Below are 20725 nucleotides of genomic sequence, written 5' to 3' on the forward strand. Positions count from 1 at the left end.
TCTTGTTATACTTTGTAGTGGAATGTGGGCTTTGATGTAAAAGAATAAAAAGAGACAAACTTGTACCGATGTATGTATTAATTATGCATACACCGCAGTGAAAATATATTTTTTCCTTGTGAAACATTTCACTTTATGAATATATCATGACATAGAACTCGCCTAAGCATGTGCAGAAGTTGTGCAGAAACAGTGAAATTATTACTAACATATAAAACCACATCCTGAAATCATAAAGTAAAACTTTAATTAGTTGGGGTTTTACGGTCGGTTACTACGGGATAAAATAAAAGTGTGCAGCAGAAATTGTAGACTTAGTTCTCAAAATTCACATTTAGTATTTTCATTTAAACAATTCTTCTCTTCTTACAACAGAAAAGTGTCTATATCATTTAATATAGACACTTTTTTCATGTATAACTTTATATTTATTACTGATCTACAAATGTAAAAATTTCATCAACAGCTTCCTTATATCCACCCGATGTTCGGAATGATTCCTTCAAATTCAAAGCAGCCTCTTTATATGAAGGGTTATTTAAAATTAACTCCACACTTTCACGCAATTTCTCCACGGTTAATTCATTCATATGTAATTGAACTCCTGCTCCAAGACTCTCCACTTGCTTTGCGATTGCTGGCTGATCTGCACTTTGCGGTATTACAACGAGCGGAACCCCGTTATATAGTCCTTCATGCGTACTGTTCATCCCGCCGTGTGTAATAAATAGTTTCGTATAAGTAAGCAGTTCGGTTTGAGGCACATAGTTTTTCACAATGAAGTTTTTAGGGATTTCGCCTAGATCACTTATTTTTGTTTTATTGCCAATAGACATAACAATTGTATGCTCACTATTCTCAAAGGCCTTCATACACAGTTTATAAAAGTCAATCGCTTCATTAAAAACAGTACCTAATGAAATATAAATCGGACTTTTTTCTTCAATTGAAGTAAAATGAACGTCTCTGTTTTTCATTTGTGCAGAGATAGATGGTCCTACAAATTTATATGTTTCATCAAACGTATCACCAAAAGGCTGGAACTCCTTAATTGTATACACAATAGTAAGGGGTGCAGGATTACAGAAAACTTCATACGATGATTTTATTTCAACACCATATTTTTCAGTAATTCCCTTTGTTAAGTTTTGAAAATCATTCTGTATTTTATCATGAATTTCTACTGGGATATTTTTTGACAGATGACCTAACATTTGCTCAAAGGATTTTTCATCCTGCGCAAAAGATGTGCATGAATTTATGGCTGGAAGTTTAAGAATTTGAGCAATTAAATGGCCACAACCAAACATAGAATCATGAATCATGTAATCAAAATGTTCACCTTCAATTTGTTCTAGAACGCTAGATATTACAATATTCGCTGTATGTAGAAGGCCGTTTATTCTTTCCTGTAAATAATTTCTGCCTCCAGATAGAAACGCTTTTATAAATTTTTGATCATCAATCGTTCGTACAGTAGCACCTGTCTTCTCAATCCGCTCCCTGAAAGCTTCTATTGAAAAATAAACGACCTCTTCACCACGAGAAATCAATTCTTCTACAACTTGTAAAGTTGGATTTATATGTCCTTCTGATCCAGCGTTAATAAATAAAACACGCGCCATAATAAACACTCCTTACGTTAAATCGTTTCTATGTTGGCAAGAGTACGGATTTTCTCCATACCCTTTTCTTAGTTGTTCGTAGCATGTTCCTACTAAATTGACCTAGCGAGTCTAAAACCGAGATCATCTATATGAAATGTAGGATGGCTTCGACGACGACAAGTAGCGCCGCACCCTCTCGCTGTTTCAGCCCAACTACCACCACGAAAAATGCGGTATGATCCGTACACTGTTTCATCATACAAATCATAACACCATTCCCAAACGTTCCCTAGCATATCATAAAGTCCCCATGCATTCGGTTCTTTTTGGCCAACGTCATGAATCTCTCCATTTGAATTTTCATTATACCACGCTATATCATGAAGTTTCCCGTATGTATATCCGGTTGTACTTGCTTTACATGCATATTGCCACTCTGCCTCACATGGTAATCGGTAGCCATTTGAATCTAAATTACATTTCACAATTTGACCACCATCACTAATAGAATAATATTCTTTTAATCCCGCTTTTTTTGAAAGTACATTACAAAACGCAATGGCATCGTTCCATGAAATATTGACAACTGGTTTATGATTTTTATCAAAATTATTTAATGTACTATTTGTAATAGCATCATATAGTTCGATTGTTACAGCATACTTCGCAAGAAGAAATGGTTGAATTTGCACTAGCCATTCTTTTTTTATTCGATCATCTCTTAATACTACCTCTCCAGCTGGAATATTTACCATTAATGAATCAATTAGTTGAATTAAATCATTAGTCATTTTCTATTCCTCCAAACGTTCATTTTATATGAATTTATAGTCATATACTCATTACAAAATACAATTTTCAAAAGCGTTAAATTTTCCATAATAAAAAACGATTAGTTTAATTAAACTAATCGGTAAGATTCAAAAAGAATTGTTGTGTCACATTCTATTATTATATGTGCTCTAAAAATTTCCGAACCTCATTTGGAGATTTTAAAACAATAACCTTTTTCTCTTCGGACAATTGCTCTAACCCTTTTAAAATTGTAGGTCGTTTAGCATTAGGATATTTCCATATCCATTTAAAAAATTGCAAATCAAATCTTTCTTCACATCCCGCGCCCATATCTGGTCTTTTTTTATTCCGGTATTTTACAATTCTTTTAAACGCACGATAAATACAAATTGTTCTATGAATATCAAGGAAGATAATTGTATCAGCTGCATTCAGTCTGATATCCATCGTCCCGCCATAATTCCCATCAATAATCCACTTCTCATCTTTAATTAAGTTATTTTGAACTGCTATTTGTTCTTCTCTCGGAACACCTTCCCAATTCGGTTTCCAAAATAATGCATCAAGATGATGCACCTTAATATTTAATTTATTTCCTAACTGCCTTGCTAATGTAGATTTTCCTGAACCACCAGAACCAATTAATATTATTTTTTTCATACCTTTACGATACCTTCTATAACTTCTTCAATAGCTTCCTTATTAGCAAAAATCCAGAAGAACATTTCTTCATTTAACTTTAATAAATCTGGTAACTGGACAAAATAAGCAATAAAGATAATTTGAATTGAAAGCATAACATACCAAATGGCTTTTAGTTCTTCTTTCGTTAAATCATTTTGTTTATAATAACCTTCAAAGACTTTGCTAACGATATGTAACCATTTCCCTCTTAATTTTTCATCACTAAATAGCTCGCTTAATATACTTGTACAGCAATAACATAAATCAAATATTTTTACATTATTTTCTAAAATCTCAAAATCTATAAACCCTTCCAGTTTATCATCTTTAAAGATTACATTTGATAGATGCATATCACGATGAATAATTTGTCTCGGTAATGGATGGACCGTTTCCTTGAAAGCTGCGTGCATTCGCTCCATCTTTTGAATTACCTCTCGATGAACATGCTCATTCTTTTCTAAAATCGGTATAGCCCATTCAAATACCATCTTATATAAATCTCTTTTTATTAACTCATGGTCACTATTCACCGAATGTAATGCTTTGTGCAGATTAGCTATTTCTTCTCCAATTGTACTTGCTAGCCTTTCCAGCTTATTCGTATCTTTTATTTCTAAAACACTTCCGGCAACATACTCATATAAGCAATAATATTTTTCTTTATATAATACATATTGTTCATCATTTTCTGTCTTTACTACTCTCTGTACTTTAATTCCCTTTTCATACAGTTGCTTCAAAACATCGAATTCAACTAGAAGTTGCTTTATCGATCCCGTTCTCTTTAAAATGTACTCTTTATTCTTGCATAAAACCTTCGCTACTTTTGGTTGCATTACAGTAGCTGTGACATGTTCATTTCGAAACCAAAGCTTTGCAATTTCCAGTGCTTGTTCCATTTACAATACCCCTTTTACAATTCTTATTTCTTCCGAAAAATAACCTCACACAGTATTCCCACTCCAACACCAATTGTATAAGCCACTAAATCACTCCACAAAAAACCGTATCCCAACACGAGTCCGCCCAAAGTCGTTCCACGAATGCTATCTATCCATTCCGCATGATACAATTGGCTCGCTTCAATCCCGTAGCAAAACATTAAACTAATAAAAGCCAACTTCTTCGTCTCTGTTTTAGGAAACAAAAATCCAAAGCCAGTGAAAATCATTAATGCCCATAATGCATCACCTAAATAATCATTTAATAGATGTGGTAGTGCAAAAGCAAACTTTCTTGAGCTAAGACCTAAAATAATAACAACTATAGTAAATAGTGCATATACTACTCTATTTCGTTTCGTATTCATTTTAAAGTCTCCTAATATGTAATGTAAAACTGTAAATAGCTAGTAAAACAAAGTTATTTTACTAGCTATTTATTGATTGCTTTTATGATAAGAAAATGTGGATTCATATTTAAATAATGATATGATTTTTCGCTTACTTCTTTCATTTTTTCAATTGCCTTCGGTTCCACTATCTCTTCTAATACAAAATAATTTGTAGTTTCATTTAGTATGTCTTGTAATGATCTTCTAAAAAACTTGACTTCAATAGTAATATTCGGTTTAACCCAAGTATCTATTAATAACTGTTTTTCAAAATAATTTTCACATGGAAACTTTGTGAAATCCATAAAAGGATGATGAATAGAATATATAAGTTCTCCACCTGGCTTCAATACACGACGAAATTCTTGAAATACTTGATTCCAATTTTCTATATAATGAAGAGTTAATGAACTTACAATCACATCATACGTATTATCTTCAAATGGCAATGTTTCTTGCAGATCATGACAAAGGAACGTCGCTTCTTTTCCTATATTTTCTTTTGCTGCTTTTACCATTTCAGGACTTACATCAATTGCTGTAACATTTGCTCCTCTTCCTATGAATTGAGAAGTATACCATCCAGCTGCACATCCAGCATCTAATATCTTTTTTCCTTCTAGTTCCTTTGGAATAAGCTCCATCATCGCCGGTCTTTCATAATAACTGTTATATGGATTTGCGAAATCTAGATTTTCTTTATATGTACTCGCTAATTTATCATACGTATCTTTAATCGAATCTTTCATTACACACACTCCTAATACATATTAATCCATTAACTCCTGCTGCTTTTTCTTTGAAAATGATTGTAGTACTAAATCATACGACCAATCAATCATTTTATTAATTTGCTCCTGCTCTATACCCTTATGAATATAAACGGTATTCCAATGTTTTTTATTCATATGATACCCTGGAATAATTGTTTCTGGATAATCTTCTCTTATTCTTAATGCGACTTCTGGATCACACTTCAATGTAATCGCAGCCTTTTCACCTTCTTCATGATTTACTATCGCAAATATTTTATTATTAAGCCTCATACATGTTGCACTCCATCCATCTGGAGAATCTTCTGTCGCTTTTCTTTTCGATAAACAGTACGCTCTTGTTGCATTCATTTTAATTGGCACCTCTTATTCTTTCCCTGTTTGATTACGATGCATCACAATTTGCTTCGTTGCTTGAAATTGCTGCTCACCGTAAAACTTTATTAGCTTCTCTCCGCAAAATAGACTAACAATATCAATATGAGATATTTCTCGAAGTAATATTGTAAGCATTTTCTCTCCAATACCTTTATTTCTTACATTCTCATGTACGACAACATCTTCAATGTATGCTCGAAAAACACCATCAGAAACGACTCTAGCAAATCCAACTAATTCATTTTCTTCCCATACTCCAATGGCTATGCTATTCTTTAACATTTTTTCAATATCGACTTCTTTTCTTTCTGGCCACCAACCGACAGAATCATAAAGCTTCTTTATTTTTTCTGCACAGATTGGTTGTTCTTGTTGCAATTTATACGTGTACATATGCTTTCTCCCATCAATCAGTATACATAATATTATTATAATCTCTTTTCAAAAAAGTGCTGACTATGACCTTTCGGATGATCTTCAACGATACCATACTCTCGGTAACCATGCTTTTTATAAAATTCTGGCGCTTGAAAACTAAATGAATCTAGCAATATTAATCTGCACCCTTTTTCCTTCGCAATTTCTTCAATTTTATGTAAAAGTTGGCTCCCCCAACCGTCATGACGAGCTGATTTATCAACCCATAAAAAGTCGATATGAAGATGATAAAAATACATCGTACCTGTTACACCACCAAATATTTTTCCTTCTTCATTTTTTACTACGAGACTTACTTCTTCCATCGGCTGTTTTACTTCATCTGTTAAGATGGACATATTATATTGAATGACTTTATTTTTAATGTATTCTCCTTCAATACGTGTACCGTTCTCTATATGTTTCATATACATTGCTTCCTTTCAACTTAGTAAGCTACATTTTATTTTTCCCCTTTAAAATACTAATCAAAACGAATCCACCATATGTAACAAAGCATGAAAAGCCAATTATCCCTGGTACAGAGACATAGCCTACCCTTATGTAACTTATAACTGCAAAACAAGCGATAGACAATGAAATAGATAGCCAAAATATAACAGCTATTTTTCTTCGTCCTCGTTTCGATGTACTTTCTTTCTCTTCAGAAACACGTGTGCCAAAAAGCAATACAATACAAATAAGAATTGCTGCAAAGTAAATTGTATCTAATGACAAATTGTGATCATATAGTACGATTCCAACTTCAAGAGCAATAATCGTTAAAATTAAAATAATGATTGTTGAAGTCTTTAAGTTTCTTTTCAATCGCTCACTCCTAGCATGCTTTCACTATATTCTTTGTATATGTACTTTAAAACTACTGCAAAAGCTTCATCTACCTCTTTATTTTCACGGCGATTCGGTAAATCTTTTCCCCCAATCACATAAAGAAGTGGAAATTCGTTAAACATTCCTATAATACCAATATTTATTGTAGCTGTGAGTAATCCACCTGTCATATGAGCTATATGATAATATGGAATTTCTTCATACTCTCCTTGCTGTCTTACCATGCCGCTAATAATTGGTTCCCATAATTCTGGTTCTGATTTATAACCTTGAAAGGTTTGTATGAAAAGGGCAAGAACTTCACTTAATTCTCCAACATTTTTCTCATCTCTAGCATTCTCTTGTATATGAATTTTTGAAAAGTACGTTTGTGCGTACATTTTCACAGCATCCCATCCACCACAGTGCATTACAACTGACTGTGCAACGTAACTATCATGACAAGCAATCATTACCTCTACCGCTTCACTAAGTGTTAAAGAAGTTCTTCCTTGTAAATGCGGATATAACTGCGCACTATCTTCATGTGGATTAAATTTAATGTAATGAAGTATATCATTCCAATTATGTTTATTTTCCTTCACCATTTGCGTTACTACAAATCCAATGACTAATTTTGCTGCTGATGCTAACGGAATATTTAATTCACTATTATACGAAGCAACTATACGATTATTTTTTGTAGAATAAATTGCCATTCCCACATAATTAGATTGTACCTCTTTTATTTTATTTATAACAGTTTCCATTTCTATCCCTCTTTTTATATCGTTATATTAACTTCTAATATTTCAACATTGAATGTAAAAAACTTTTTCATTAGCTATTAAAATAAGAAAAAGGTAGCATGAATTTTTTCTTGCTACCGAAAAATATTTATTCTTCTATAGGATTTTCAGGACCGTTAAGTTCCAGCTGATAAAAAGCTAAATCTAGCCATTTATTAAACTTATAACCAGCTTTTTTTATTGTTCCTGCATGAACAAATCCATAGTTTTGATGCAAGGCAATACTTTTCTCATTCTCTGCATCAATTCCAGCAATTAAGGTCATATACTCTCTTTCCTTTGCAATTTTGATTAATTCCTTCATTAATGAAGACCCAATGCCATTTTTTCTATATGCCTTATCTACATACACAGAATGTTCAACTGAATATTTATAAGCAGGCCACGTTCTAAATGGGCCGAATGTCGCAAATCCTACTACTTTATTATCTAATTCATATACAAAAATTGGATACCCTTCAGCCTTTTTTTGTTCATACCAATCTATTCTATTTTCAAGGGTTACAGGTTTATACGCATATACAGCTGTTGTATAAAGTATCGCATCGTTATAAATATCTAAAATGTATGCTAAATCTTTTTTCGTTGCTTCCCTTATCATTGTTTTCTTCCTTTCATCATGTTCACCTTATATCACTATCTTTTCAATAGTTTTATTTTATCGAAATTTCCGATTTTTATCTACATACGAATACTAGCTTTTCGGAAACCGTCAAATATATTTATTGCAGCAGATAATGTGTAAATTACAATTCCACCGCCAACTAACCACGTTTTAAATCCCTCTAGGGAAATAGTAAATGCATTTGCCAAATACGTAATAAACCCTGCGTTAAATACATGTGGATTTACTACAATTACAATGAATACTATCGTCCCAGCTACCTGAAGAATAGCATTCCCAATCGCCAATCTTTGCGTCCATTGTCCCTGCACTAATTTATAAAGGGATATACATATTTCAAAAACGATCATAATTACAACGATTGGCCAGTACTGCAATAAAACATCTTGATTAAAAGTTGGCGAGACAAACTTCAGTCCATTTGCCGTACCGTTATATACGCCAACAAGATGATTCGCATAAAAGTAAAGTGTAGCCCAAACTGCTGTCCACATTAAACCTCCAAAAACTTCAAACTTCGAGATTGCTTTTTTCTTTGGAATATACGAGATGTTTTTCAAATCATCTGGTGTCCATTTTTTTAAACTTGTCGTCAACGGCTCGATACCTTTGTCTGTATCTGTTCTTTCTAAAATAACAAACACAAGTGTCAACCAGAAAAATACATGGAGGCCCACTTCAAAAATTTCCCCAATGCCTTTACCTATCAATTGAAAAATAACATTTAATACTGCTTGATCACCACTATTGCCTATAAAATTTTCTGCAACCATTGATATGAGTGCAATGACAGCTGCGATTGGTATAATCATTTTTAACAACGTTGTATATACATCAAAATAACGTGGTCCAATTAAATGCATCGGTCTATCCAAATAACCATTAGCCAATGAAACCGGACTCCCCAATTTTTCGAGAACGCTCTTTACATCTTTCTCATTATAATCTTCAGGTAACATATCATCTATAGTTGACCTTAGTTCAAGTGTAATATCTTCACGATTTTTTTCAGGTAATCTCTTCGCAACCTCTTGGATATAGAGATCAATTAAATTCATTCTCTTCCTCCTCCTTTAATAAGTTATAAAGTTCTTTCGAATCCTTTATCCATTCTTTTTTCAACTGCAAAAATATTTCTAATCCATAATCACTTAAAACATAATACTTACGAGGTCTACTCTCCGTTTTATCCCAACTACTCGTCACTAATTCCTGCTTTTCTAATCGGCGAAGTAGTGGATATAAAGTACTTTGATCAATTGTAACCCCTGATTGCTCCAATAACTGGACAAGTGAATATCCGTACTGCGGCGTTCTTAATTGACTTAAAACAGCTAACGTTAATGTCCCTCTTCTTAACTCAGTAATTAACGAGTTTAATAAAGTATCCATTCACTCACCTCATTTCCATTACTATATGTCATACAGTATGTGTTTTATACTATGTATCGTACAGTATTAATGTGACAAAAACTATAATTTTTTACCAAAAAACAGATAATGAACAGCGCAAATTATATGATTTGTGCTTTTTTAGCTAAGTTATATATAACACTCTAAAAGGTAACAACCTTAACTACTAATTTTGAAGTTCCAGTAATGCTATATTAAGTTACAAATATCGTATACATATGATGTGAACATAACATCTCACTATAGGAAGCTATAAAAACGGTGAATTACCATGCTTGAATGATTCCCGTTTTCAGCACCTAATCAACGTTATTTCCTTCATAAACTTCATCTTGTTCAAAATCTCTATTTTTGTTTGGTTTATTAGAGGAAAATAAAAAAACAATTAAATTAGGTTAATTGTTTTTCAAATACAAAATCTTTATTTTTTTAAATAACCTATGATATTCGAAAAGACAAATTCTCCAAATGCAAGTGGTATATAAATAAACCATAACTTTAATATTGCCTTTGTTTCTTTGTGATTAGAATCCCCCATTAAAACCAACCCTATCCTTTATTTTCAAATATTTTGATTTTATTTCCAATAATAAGAAGATTATACCATTTACAAATTTAATAGTCTATGTTTTCTAAAAATTAAATAAACATATCCCCTCAATATTCAGATAAACATAATAACTTTTTTCGTTTCATCTTCAAAGTCAATAATGGGTCCTGTTAGAATCGCTACATTACCAATCGATTAGATCCCGTGACCAATAAAATCCATCTTAAATTCTTCCCACTTTAATTTATGTAATGATATAGCAACACTAAATTTTCAACACGTGCTTAATAGATTGGGGACTTATAATAGATAAACCTCTCACTGCATTACAAACTATTATTATACATATGAATACAAATGAGCATTGGCATGATTTTATTTGTTACTGTCAGCATCGCGAAGCGGGACTTCGAAAATTAGCTTTTAAACATTTAGGGACATTTATTACAAATGCAAAAAAATGGGAATCGAAAGTTCAAGAAGAGTTTGCCATTTCGCTGTTTACTATTTTAGATGCATTAAACGAAAAAGATGAGGTCTTAACTTTCTCACTAAATAGTTTTCTAATTGACATTCTATATAGATGGACAGAAAATAACCCATTTGATTCAAGACCTTTTAGATGGATAGGAATTTATATGGACTCTAGCAATAAAGAAGACGATTTAGAAAAATTCCTTCGAAAAGCGATTGAATTAGGTGGTGATACCGAACAAGAAGCTATGATATACCTAGTTTCTAATTACATCAATACTTTAGAATTTGGCACACATGAATTCCCTTCAGGTTATTGCGGAGATTTAAGCGAATGCATAGAAAAACTTCCCTATATGCTTCAATTAATTGATAGAATTCAGAATAAGAACATAAAGGAGCAAAACATTGGGCAAATACAAGAACAACTACATCTTATTCTAGATTGGTTAAAACACACACAAACTCTAGTAGATGCCGTTCGTATATGGGAAAAAGAACAAACTAAGGAATTAGAAAAGGTCATTGTATATTATTTACACAACAGCTCAAGTCATTAATTCATCTTGTACAGAGATAATAAAGTTGTTTAAAACATAATAAAATTGTTTAAAAAACGCTAGTCATGTTATTCAACAATCGGGCTATATTAAGGAATAAATCCTTGTAAAAATTAAAAATATTTGAAATAATCATCATTAAGTTGAAGCAGAGCGATTGCAGAAAAAGGTGATACGACTTTTTCTTACTTAATAATTGCACGATAGTTAAAAAATTCAACTAATTATATTCCGAAAGGGTGTGTGTAGTATCTTATCAACTAATGTTTTTACTTATAAATCTAAGGATGGAAAAACAATAATAATTAGAGAAGCTAAAGAACAGGATGCAGAAAGAATACTAGATTCTGCTTCAAAAGCTTTAATAAACGCTCCATACATGCTAAGTACGGTTGAGGATGTAAAAAAGGTGCGTATCGATGTTATTCAAAAAACGTTAAAAGCTTATCATGAAAATCCAAATTATGTACAGTTTATTGCTGAAGTTGATGGTAAGTTAGTCGGTACAATAGATTTTAAGAACGGAAACAAAGAAAAAATCAGTCATCAAGGGGCTTTTGCGATGAACATACTACCTGAATATCGAAATTATGGTATTGGAAGAGCACTTCTAGAAACGTTAATCAATTGGGCTAAAAATAACAGTAAGATTGAAAAAGTTTGTCTTGAGGTAATGGAAGATAATCTAGGTGCAATCCAGTTATATAAGAATCTAGGCTTCTTTGAAGAGGGTAGAAAAGCAAAGGGGGTAAAATTGGATGGTGGCTATCAAGATTTAATATTAATGGCTTTATTCGTTTAAAATTGAACATTATTCAACAATCGGGCGCTATTGTTGAATAATGTTTAGATTTTTAAACGACTTTATTGTTATATTTTTAAGTACAGTGAAGTATCTTATATCGAAAATTAAATAACTTTATTGTCATTTTACACGTCTACCATTTTAATATAAAAAAGAGGATTTTCATACAGTACTAGAAAATCCTCTTTTTATATTTATCCCACATTAGCTTGCAGTAAAACTCCCCACTGATTATAGTTTCACTTTATTTTAATCCTTTAATTAAAGGTGACGCTTCCCCACTATGGAAAATCCATAAGTCATGAAGTGATCTCGTACATCCGACATATAGTAACTTTGCATCATGTTTTGTGTTTTTGTAATGTTCCTCATCCACATCAATTAAAAGCACCGCATCAAATTCTAAACCTTTCGCTAAATAGACAGGTACTACTGATATACCACCTTCATATTTACTTTGGTTTGCTTCAATTACGTTTACCGTTAATCCTGCATTTGTTAATTTCACATATATATCACGGCATTCATCTTCTGTTCTTCCGATTACTGCAATTGTTTTCACATCTGCATTTTGCAAATGTTTTACCGTCTTCACAATTTCAGTAAATTGATTTTCGGCATGAATTACTTTCACATCTTCTCCACTGCGGAAGACTGGTGTTGCGAGTCCTACTGGGATTTCTGCATTTTTAATTATTTCATTTGCAAATTCAATAATTTCTTTTGTAGAACGATAACTTCTTGTCAATTCATAATAACCGGTTTCTTGGAATACTTCCTTAAAAGCATTCCAATCTTCAATTCCTTGGTAATCATAAATCGCTTGCGATAAATCACCTAATATAGTGAAAGAATTACCTAATGTAATTTCTTTTAATGCATAAATTTGGAAAGGCGAAAAATCTTGCGCTTCATCAATAACAACGTGATGAAACTTCTGCCCGATTTCAATCCCTGTTATACGATGATGTATGTATATTAAAGCTGGTAAATCTTCTACATACACTTCTTTTTTACGACAACTCTTTTCTGTTTCTTTAACAAGTTCTTCAGGTAATACCTCAAGTATTTCTTTACTTTTTACTATTGAACTATACAGTGAAAGAGCACTCATTTTCGGCCAAAACTTCATATATGCGTTGAGTCTCTTAGTCGCTTCTTTTTTAAGTAATTTTTTCTCGTTTGTTTCCCCGAATTTTTTAAGTTCAATTTCAATCCAGCGCTTCATTCGTCCTACTAATCGTTCTCTTCTTTTCTGTAAAGGATAATGTTTATATTCAACTTGCATCCATTTTTTAATATCTTCTACTGGAATAATCGCTCTATCCCACGCCTCAAAATCTTTTGTCGGAACTAACTCATTTTCAAATTGGATCATTCTCTCTTCAATAAACGTCTTAAATTCCAACGTACCCTTTAATTTACCTAGCATTACCTTCTTTTCATCACGATTAATTGAAAATGCTTCTTTCAATTTTTCTTCTGTCTGCTTTAGTTTCACTGAATCATCTAACGTACGTAATGCCCAATCCGGAAACGTTGTTTGACTAATATTCCCTACACCTAATTCAGGAAGTACACTCGAAATATAGTCTAAAAACAGACTATTCGGCGCAAATACGATCATTCTTTCTGCTTCTAATTGTTCACGATATTCATAAATTAAAAAAGCAAGGCGATGTAAAGCAATTGTTGTCTTTCCGCTCCCTGCAACCCCTTGAATAAGTAATGGTAAATTTCTTTCCGCTCGAATAATATCATTTTGTTCCGATTGAATTGTTGAAACAATATCCTTTAGCTTATTATCTTTATTCTCACCTAATCGATATAGAAGAAAATCATCGGCATGCGATACATCTTCATTTCCTTTTACATATGTATCAACAACACGTTCAAGTTCTCTTTTTCGAATGGAAATGTTTCGTTTTAAATACACATCACCTTCTACTAACCCATCTGGTGATTGATAAAATGCTAATTCTTCTCCACCGGTAAATGAATAAAACATACTTGCGACAGGCGCTCGCCAATCAATAATGATTGGCTTCATCGTGTCCATATCCGAAATCCCTACTTTTCCGATATAAATCGGCATAACTTCTTCTTTTCCATCTTCCTGAAAATCTAACCTTCCAAAGTACGGCTCTTGCACACCAATACGTAAGTTTTGTCTATTAGACTCCCTCATACTTTCAAGAATTTGCTCTTTAAAATCTTCTCCATAATAAACCGGGGTTTTTTCAAGCTTATCCAATTGCTCATCCATCGTATGTAAAGTATCCTTCATTTTTTGTAACTCATCTTCAAATATGTTGCTCATTTCGACGATTCCCTCCTGTCCGTTCTAATTTTTCAGTCGAAGTATCATTGTATTAAAAACCCAATCATAAAGTCAATAGTTTCCATTTAAATTTTCCGAAAAAACTTACTTTTCATCTTTCTAATTTAAAAAGAATATGCAACATCTAAATCACACAAATACACATATAGTATAGTGATGCATACAAAAGATACTACTTTCTATTTGTCTCCTATTTAATTTATCTATTAAAAAACATTGTAAAAATGAAAGACTTTAATCAATGGGCGTTTTACTGCCCACAAATAGTAGGATAAATAAAAGTAAAGGAGGCTCTTCAAATGAATATTTTGAATCTATCTCAAGATTAAATATGCTTTTATCTGGCTGTATCCTTATGGTTTGTTGGTCAATTATGTATGTTGAAATATATAGACTTACAAAATCCGTCTGGCCATGTGTTATCATGCATGCGATCGAGGATGCTGTTCCTACTGTTTTAGTTACAATAACAGGGATTATTACTCTTACAAACAGTAGTGATTTTTGGTTAAATCCTATTAGCCGGGTCGCTGCTACTGTTTTATTTCTCGGAATTGGAATCGTACTAAGAACTATAAGAATAAAAAGAGAACGACAATTATTCACACAATAAAAAGCAGATAATGAATTCGTCATTATCTGCTTTCCAATTTTTAAAACTACCTTATTATATTTTTTGATACATAAGCCAGTCACCAGAGTCTATCACTTTCTTTAACATCTTTTTATTCTGAGCGATATACACATATGCCTCAATTTCCCTATCAGCAACATATACTGTTTGCGTGATTCGATTATATAAATCAGTCTCCGCATTGCCTGTATATTCTTCTAGTTCATCTAACTTACACAATATCTCATCATTTACTACATAAATTTCTCCATACACCTGTTCTTCAATCGAATAAGTCATGGCTGGATATCCTTCGTTCGTATCAAATAATTTTCCATATGTCCAAGCTCTGTCTGCGATGCATGTTGCACCTAGCATATAATGAGCATTCGTTTGTCCTCTTCTTAATGTGCCATAAACGAACACATGATACATAAATTCTTATCCCCTTTATATGTCTCTACTTTCTTATTTGTAAATAAGCACGAATCATAAAGTAACTCACTTCATTCGGAAGCTGTTCTTTAATAGATTTCAGCCCACCCTCTGCATTTTGAACGGCAGTTTCAATAAGAGATTCATACTCTGCTGGAACAAAGCTTTGCCAATCTACTTCCATTCCATCCTCATAGCAGCGAATTAAATGGTTTTCAATTGTTTGTCTTGATAAGTTACGTTCTTTTGCAATCTCATTCAAATCAATACCTTGTTTATACATTTCATATGTTTCTAAATGAGAATTTGCGGACGCTTTTCCTGACTTTTTACGCTCTGAAACTACTTCTGTCTTAATCGTTTCAGCATAATTTGGATTTTCCTCAATAAAATGCTGAACTGCTTGTAAGAAGTGCGAGCCATATTTCACAAGTTTGTGTTCTCCGATACCTTTTACCGTCAACAATTCAGAATCATTTTGCGGCATTTTCACACACATATCTTTTAATGTTTGGTCAGAGAAAATAACGAACGGAGGTACACCTTCTCCTTGTGCAATTTCTTTACGTACTTCACGAAGCACTTCAAATAAAGGATGGTCTTGAACAATTTGTCTTGTCTCTACTCGTTCTTTTCGTAAAACATTCTCTTTACCAAGTAATACTTCTTTCCCTTTTTCAGTTACTTTTAACGTCGGATAAGTGCCATGTTCAACTGCAATTAACTCGTCTGAAATTAAAAACTCAATAAACTCACTGACCTCTTTTACACTACGGTTCGATAAAAGCCCATACGTTGGTAAAGTATGAAAATTAAATTCAATAACTTTCTTATTCTTCGACCCAGTTAATACTTGCGCTATCATTTGCTTTCCAAAGCGTTGGTTCGTTCTAATCATGCATGATAAAACCATTTGTGATTCTCTTGTCACATCGATGCTCTCGCGATTGTCTGTACAATTACCACAGCGTCCACAATCTTCTTTCGGTTCTTCTCCAAAGTATTGCAAAATGAATGATTGTAAACATTGTTCTGTATGACAGTAATCGGTCATATTTTGCAATTTTTCAAGTTCATTTGAAAAACGTGATTCTCCAGTTGATTGATCAATTAAAAAACGCTGTACTTGTACATCTTGAGAAGAATATAACAATATACATGTACTATCTAATCCATCACGACCAGCACGTCCTGCTTCTTGATAGTAACTTTCCATATTTTTTGGAAGCTGATAATGAATTACGTAACGAATATTCGATTTATCAATACCCATCCCGAATGCAGATGTTGCTACCATTACACTTACTTCATCTCGTAAAAAGAGTTCTTGTTGCTCATTTCGATCACTATCACTCATACCAGCATGATATTTTGATACAGAAACACCTACCTTCATCAAATCTTCATATAACTGATCGACTACTTTTCTAGTAGCTGCATATATAATCCCAGATTCCTTTTGATTTTGACGAATATAATCCGCCAAATATGCATTTCGATCTTGCCCTTTAATGACAGAAAACGATAAGTTCTCACGCTCAAACGTTGTCATAATGGTATTTTTTTGATTAATTTCAAGTGTATTACAAATATCATCACGTACTTGCGGTGTTGCTGTTGCTGTTAATGCTAATACGAGCGGCTTTTCTGGAAGATAATCTAATATGCGATGTATATGTAAATAACTTGGACGGAAATCATGTCCCCACTGTGAAATACAGTGTGCTTCATCAATCGCAATCATAGGGATTTTCATATCGATAAGTTGGTCAACAAACTCCATCGAATCAAGACGCTCAGGCGCCACATAAAGTAACTTGTAATGTCCTTGTTTCGCTAATTGAATTCGCTGATTTGCTTCTGCAATAGATATAGAACTATTAATATATGTAGCTGAAATGCCATTCTGTACCAATGTATCTACTTGATCCTTCATAAGTGATATTAAAGGTGATATAACCAACGTCGTTCCTTCAAATACTAATGCCGGAATTTGATAACAAATCGACTTACCGCCACCCGTTGGCATGATACAAACCGTATCTTTCCCATCTAGTACATTTTTAATTGTTTCATCTTGTCCTCTTCGAAACGAAGAATAACCAAAGTAGGACGCTAAAAGTTCTTGTGCTTTAGTAAACAAAAAAGAGTCACCTGCTTTTCTTTATCTTTCATCTACTTCTATTATATCAATCACTTATGCGACTTGAAAGGGATGATTAGATGCTTATTGTTTTTTCATTATTCTATGTTTCTTCACTTATTTAATATGAATTAGCATCATTATTTTATATGTTTTACAACATTTATAACGTAAATCCAGTACACAAGAAGAAAGAGTTTCAATTTAAATGTTCATTTTATTTCCCTTTCTTGAATACTACTAATCGTATACATATAAATTCAGGAGGTTACTATATGAAACATCGTAATATGAGGTCCATCACGGCAAAAACGAAAACAAAACAACTCCAATTCTCTAATAATGATACGTGGAAATATGAATCATACTATAAGTATCAGCCATTATTCTCTTATAAAAAGCTTTTTAATTTTCTTTCTCAACTTTTTAAACGTTAATATATGCGCAAAAAATATATTATTCACAGAAGTTTTCTCAATATTAAACATATAGACTTACTACAATTGAGTTGTTAACATATATAATAATCTGTTGGATAAACCCCTTAAGTTGACCTGCTTATATTAGCAGGTCTTTTTCATTATTACATACTTCTATGCACCTCAATCTCACTTCCAAATCTTTTCTCCATTTTATAACCATATTTAAATCCCAACAATTAATGATAATCATAAATTGTTGGGAGTTAAATTGTTCGTATATAATTATGCAATTCTTCTTTCTCAATACACAAAACACATTTTACTTGTTACTATAAAAGTACTCCAGATGAGTTTTTTGCTCATCGACATTATCTAGTTATTGGGATCTGCCGCGGGAAGCAGGTCCCTTTGACTGTATGAAGGTCCCAATTTCATTTGGACACATTTACCAGGTTTTTTCAAGAGAATTTTATGATAACATTACGTAGTCGAGTCCGACATCTCGGCAATACCCTTTTGAGGGTCTGTAACTTCCCTTGCAGACCCTCTTTTACTTTATATTCAAATTATTCATATATATCACAACATCATTCATTGAATTTCTCCATTTCAAATTCCCTAAAAATAATCTAGGACACGTAACTAAAAATAAATCTTCATCATACTTTGAGTTATACATGTTCAAAGGAGTGTTACTATTTATGTATTCTTATTGGCAATCGTATTACTCCCCCTACCATAACCCTTATGTAAACTATGATTTATCCGTACGGAACTACCGAATTAGTAAAAATGAGAATTTTTTAAAAGGATATATGCGTTCTTTATGGGAACAACACGTCGCTTGGACGAGATTGGCTATTATAAGTATAGTATTTAATTTACCAGATGTTAACGTTACTGTTGGACGACTTCTACAAAACGCAACACATATGGGACTATCACTTGAACCATTTTACGGTGAAGATGCAGTAAAAAAATATAGTGCATTAATTAAAGATCACTTAGTAATTGCAGCGGATCTTGTTAAAGCGGCAAAAGCTGGTAATCAAAATGCAGCGGCCGCTATAGAGAAAAAATGGTACGCTAATGGTGACGCAATTATTGAATTTCTTAACAGTATCAACCCATATATAGATAAAGAAGAATTTAGAAAAATGTTTTATGAACATTTAGCACTAACGAAAGCAGAAGCACTTGCCTTCCTAAATAAAGATTATGAAGCAGGAGTAAAACTTTACGATAAAATTGAAAAAGAAGCATTAGAAATGGCTGACATGATAACAAACGCAATCGTAAAACAATTCCCGCAAGTATTTCAATAAAGTGAAACTTTAATCAGTGAGGGGTTTGTTCATCCCCCACTGATTATCAGCTCTCACCAATCGGCTTATTTAGTTTTCTCTCCATGATATTTCACCTCTCCTCTTTACATTTAGCTTATATCGATATATTTTATTAATATCCGTTTTTTATAGGAGGAAATAGTTTGATTAACGCGATTGGTCTCGTTTTTATACTTACAAATAAACACGAGAAAAAAAAGAAAGTTTACTTAAATGAAAAATTTGCACTAATAGATATTATTGATTCTAAAGAAGTATTTGATGATGAAGGGAATCCTTTAGTAGAACTAACATGTAAATACAGTATATATTTAGATGAAAAATATTACTGTAAATATCTCGATGATTATACCGGACAAGTCTTTCCTTTCTTAAGTGCAAAAATAGGAAAAGGTCTTCTAAGAAACTTAAACTATTACTTTTCTTACGTTGATGCCTATGATAAGAAACCACCAGTTAAAGAAATAAGACCACTTATGAAACGAGTAACTAACAGATAGCCAAAAATACCAAAAAAAGAAAGCATCTAACCCTGGATGTTTTCTTTTTTATTAAAAACTCATTAACTTTCATCCTCTTCTAAAAGTATGTATCCAAGCATATTTTAAATTAAAAACATTGGAGGATTAGAGTGAATGAAATACTCAGAAACAATTATAAGCAAACGACTTCGAATACTTAAAATGACGGGTATGTTTTTCATGCTAGTGTTAATAGCATGGATTGGCTATACAAAATTACTTTATGAAAACGGCTTTCTTCAAGAAAAAAAAAATTCAGTAGAAGTAATGAACACTAGCATTACAGGAGAAATAGAGCAGCTTTTTCATATAAACTTGCAAGGTTATCGAAAAACAAGCCTTGATGCTGTTATAGAAGCCAGTAAAACCGATCCAAGTGAACTATCCTTAATTGAACTAGTCAACAAATCCTGCTCGCGAGATTGCATAGGTGAACCAGTTACATATGTAAACTCAAACAATGGATATATCTTTTATAAGGAATCTAATGGAACTAATGTAGCTATAACGGTTAAAAAGAAAGACACATGGGTAATTGTAAAGAAATCTGTTCAAAATGGAATATAATCACCCCAAAAAAGAGTACGCATCGTACTCTTTTTTATTATTAATACCCTTCCTCTTCATGCCTACAATGGCATTTCGCTTTTGTTTTACAATGACATTTTTCACACTCACACTTCGGTTTCTCTTTGCAACAACACTCGTGAAAATCATTGCGCTTACATCTCCCAAACATTAAATCATCCCAAAATTTATTACAATCTTGAAAATGTCCACAATGACAAGTATTTCTCATAAATATGCTTCCTCCTTGATAGAATTCATCATATTCTATGTTTGAAAG

Annotated in this window: 24 protein-coding genes and 1 pseudogene; 7 read left to right on the forward strand and 18 right to left on the reverse strand. The window is 32.6% G+C overall.

Features of this window, described 5'->3' with window-relative positions; genetic code table 11:
- Nucleotides 1-431 precede the first annotated feature (431 nt).
- The 14 genes from MHB52_RS14280 to MHB52_RS14345 all read right to left on the reverse strand — a co-directional run bounded on the left by MHB52_RS14280 (nucleotide 432) and on the right by MHB52_RS14345 (nucleotide 9647).
- A complete protein-coding gene (locus tag MHB52_RS14280) occupies nucleotides 432-1625 on the reverse strand; it encodes a macrolide family glycosyltransferase (RefSeq protein WP_061664194.1) in 1194 nt (397 codons plus the stop codon).
- Between the two features lie 92 nt (nucleotides 1626-1717).
- The gene (locus tag MHB52_RS14285; protein WP_025966128.1) at nucleotides 1718-2398 is read right to left on the reverse strand and encodes a formylglycine-generating enzyme family protein; all 681 of its coding nucleotides are present in this window, start codon (nucleotides 2396-2398) and stop codon (nucleotides 1718-1720) included.
- A gap of 160 nt (nucleotides 2399-2558) precedes the next feature.
- The gene (locus MHB52_RS14290) at nucleotides 2559-3062 is read right to left on the reverse strand and encodes a DNA topology modulation protein (protein ID WP_000720551.1); all 504 of its coding nucleotides are present in this window, start codon (nucleotides 3060-3062) and stop codon (nucleotides 2559-2561) included.
- Nucleotides 3059-3988 carry a phosphotransferase enzyme family protein gene (locus tag MHB52_RS14295; protein WP_061663207.1) on the reverse strand — a complete coding sequence of 310 codons (930 nt, stop codon included), beginning with the start codon at nucleotides 3986-3988 and terminating at the stop codon, nucleotides 3059-3061. Before MHB52_RS14295 ends, MHB52_RS14290 begins: the two co-directional genes overlap by 4 nt.
- Before the next feature lie 23 nt (nucleotides 3989-4011).
- Entirely contained in the window at nucleotides 4012-4398 is a 387-nt protein-coding gene (locus MHB52_RS14300) for a ribosomal maturation YjgA family protein (RefSeq protein ID WP_001093462.1), read from the reverse strand.
- Between the two features lie 65 nt (nucleotides 4399-4463).
- Nucleotides 4464-5171, reverse strand: coding sequence for a class I SAM-dependent methyltransferase (locus MHB52_RS14305; protein ID WP_044797634.1), 708 nt, complete (start codon nucleotides 5169-5171; stop codon nucleotides 4464-4466).
- A 21-nt stretch (nucleotides 5172-5192) separates the two neighbouring features.
- Nucleotides 5193-5546, reverse strand: coding sequence for an MmcQ/YjbR family DNA-binding protein (locus MHB52_RS14310; RefSeq protein WP_000994622.1), 354 nt, complete (start codon nucleotides 5544-5546; stop codon nucleotides 5193-5195).
- 15 nt (nucleotides 5547-5561) lie between these two features.
- On the reverse strand, nucleotides 5562-5966 hold the full coding sequence (locus MHB52_RS14315) for a GNAT family N-acetyltransferase (RefSeq protein WP_000288969.1): 405 nt from the start codon (nucleotides 5964-5966) through the stop codon (nucleotides 5562-5564).
- Nucleotides 5967-6001: 35 nt separating this feature from the next.
- On the reverse strand, nucleotides 6002-6418 hold the full coding sequence (locus MHB52_RS14320) for a GNAT family N-acetyltransferase (protein WP_000680411.1): 417 nt from the start codon (nucleotides 6416-6418) through the stop codon (nucleotides 6002-6004).
- Between the two features lie 28 nt (nucleotides 6419-6446).
- Nucleotides 6447-6818, reverse strand: coding sequence for a hypothetical protein (locus MHB52_RS14325; RefSeq protein ID WP_061663206.1), 372 nt, complete (start codon nucleotides 6816-6818; stop codon nucleotides 6447-6449).
- Complete coding sequence (locus MHB52_RS14330) at nucleotides 6815-7591, reverse strand: serine hydrolase (RefSeq protein WP_000450750.1); 777 nt, start codon at nucleotides 7589-7591, stop codon at nucleotides 6815-6817. The genes MHB52_RS14325 and MHB52_RS14330 overlap by 4 nt, the downstream gene beginning before the upstream one ends.
- Nucleotides 7592-7718: 127 nt before the next feature.
- Nucleotides 7719-8231 carry a GNAT family N-acetyltransferase gene (locus tag MHB52_RS14335; protein ID WP_000617513.1) on the reverse strand — a complete coding sequence of 171 codons (513 nt, stop codon included), beginning with the start codon at nucleotides 8229-8231 and terminating at the stop codon, nucleotides 7719-7721.
- A gap of 80 nt (nucleotides 8232-8311) precedes the next feature.
- Entirely contained in the window at nucleotides 8312-9313 is a 1002-nt protein-coding gene (locus tag MHB52_RS14340; RefSeq protein ID WP_061663205.1) for an HAAS signaling domain-containing protein, read from the reverse strand.
- On the reverse strand, nucleotides 9300-9647 hold the full coding sequence (locus tag MHB52_RS14345) for a PadR family transcriptional regulator (RefSeq protein WP_000380301.1): 348 nt from the start codon (nucleotides 9645-9647) through the stop codon (nucleotides 9300-9302). The genes MHB52_RS14340 and MHB52_RS14345 overlap by 14 nt, the downstream gene beginning before the upstream one ends.
- A gap of 876 nt (nucleotides 9648-10523) precedes the next feature.
- On the opposite strand from MHB52_RS14345, the gene MHB52_RS14350 reads away from it, so the two are divergent.
- Nucleotides 10524-11252: a hypothetical protein gene (locus MHB52_RS14350; protein WP_016118057.1), complete on the forward strand. Its 729-nt coding sequence runs from the start codon at nucleotides 10524-10526 to the stop codon at nucleotides 11250-11252.
- A 241-nt stretch (nucleotides 11253-11493) separates the two neighbouring features.
- The gene (locus MHB52_RS14355) at nucleotides 11494-12054 is read left to right on the forward strand and encodes a GNAT family N-acetyltransferase (RefSeq protein ID WP_170962657.1); all 561 of its coding nucleotides are present in this window, start codon (nucleotides 11494-11496) and stop codon (nucleotides 12052-12054) included.
- A 247-nt stretch (nucleotides 12055-12301) separates the two neighbouring features.
- On the opposite strand, the gene MHB52_RS14360 is transcribed toward MHB52_RS14355, so the two are convergent.
- Nucleotides 12302-14377 (reverse strand): HelD family protein, encoded by a 2076-nt coding sequence (locus MHB52_RS14360; RefSeq protein ID WP_061663019.1) that lies wholly within the window; start codon nucleotides 14375-14377, stop codon nucleotides 12302-12304.
- Nucleotides 14378-14696: 319 nt separating this feature from the next.
- On the opposite strand from MHB52_RS14360, the pseudogene MHB52_RS14365 reads away from it, so the two are divergent.
- Nucleotides 14697-15011 (forward strand): annotated as a pseudogene (locus MHB52_RS14365) (CPBP family intramembrane glutamate endopeptidase); the annotation flags it as partial.
- Nucleotides 15012-15065: 54 nt separating this feature from the next.
- On the opposite strand, the gene MHB52_RS14370 reads toward MHB52_RS14365, so the two are convergent.
- Both MHB52_RS14370 and recQ read right to left on the reverse strand, forming a co-directional pair.
- Complete coding sequence (locus MHB52_RS14370) at nucleotides 15066-15446, reverse strand: gamma-glutamylcyclotransferase family protein (protein WP_061663017.1); 381 nt, start codon at nucleotides 15444-15446, stop codon at nucleotides 15066-15068.
- A 25-nt stretch (nucleotides 15447-15471) separates the two neighbouring features.
- Complete coding sequence (recQ, locus tag MHB52_RS14375) at nucleotides 15472-17589, reverse strand: DNA helicase RecQ (protein WP_061663016.1); 2118 nt, start codon at nucleotides 17587-17589, stop codon at nucleotides 15472-15474.
- A 275-nt stretch (nucleotides 17590-17864) separates the two neighbouring features.
- Here recQ and MHB52_RS14380 point away from each other — a divergent pair, with 275 nt between their 5' ends.
- The 4 genes from MHB52_RS14380 (at nucleotide 17865) to MHB52_RS14395 (ending at nucleotide 20445) form a co-directional block, all read left to right on the forward strand.
- Nucleotides 17865-18026: a hypothetical protein gene (locus MHB52_RS14380; protein ID WP_170955191.1), complete on the forward strand. Its 162-nt coding sequence runs from the start codon at nucleotides 17865-17867 to the stop codon at nucleotides 18024-18026.
- 686 nt (nucleotides 18027-18712) lie between these two features.
- Nucleotides 18713-19336, forward strand: a complete 624-nt coding sequence (locus MHB52_RS14385) for a hypothetical protein (RefSeq protein WP_000287727.1) — start codon at nucleotides 18713-18715, stop codon at nucleotides 19334-19336.
- Between the two features lie 164 nt (nucleotides 19337-19500).
- On the forward strand, nucleotides 19501-19857 hold the full coding sequence (locus tag MHB52_RS14390) for a hypothetical protein (RefSeq protein ID WP_044797627.1): 357 nt from the start codon (nucleotides 19501-19503) through the stop codon (nucleotides 19855-19857).
- 135 nt (nucleotides 19858-19992) lie between these two features.
- Entirely contained in the window at nucleotides 19993-20445 is a 453-nt protein-coding gene (locus tag MHB52_RS14395) for a hypothetical protein (RefSeq protein ID WP_000877574.1), read from the forward strand.
- On the opposite strand, the gene MHB52_RS14400 is transcribed toward MHB52_RS14395, so the two are convergent.
- A complete protein-coding gene (locus MHB52_RS14400) occupies nucleotides 20446-20613 on the reverse strand; it encodes a hypothetical protein (RefSeq protein ID WP_001999954.1) in 168 nt (55 codons plus the stop codon).
- Nucleotides 20614-20725: the final 112 nt, after the last annotated feature.

The organism is Bacillus sp. FSL K6-0073 (assembly GCF_038006085.1).
GTDB lineage: Bacteria > Bacillota > Bacilli > Bacillales > Bacillaceae_G > Bacillus_A > Bacillus_A cereus.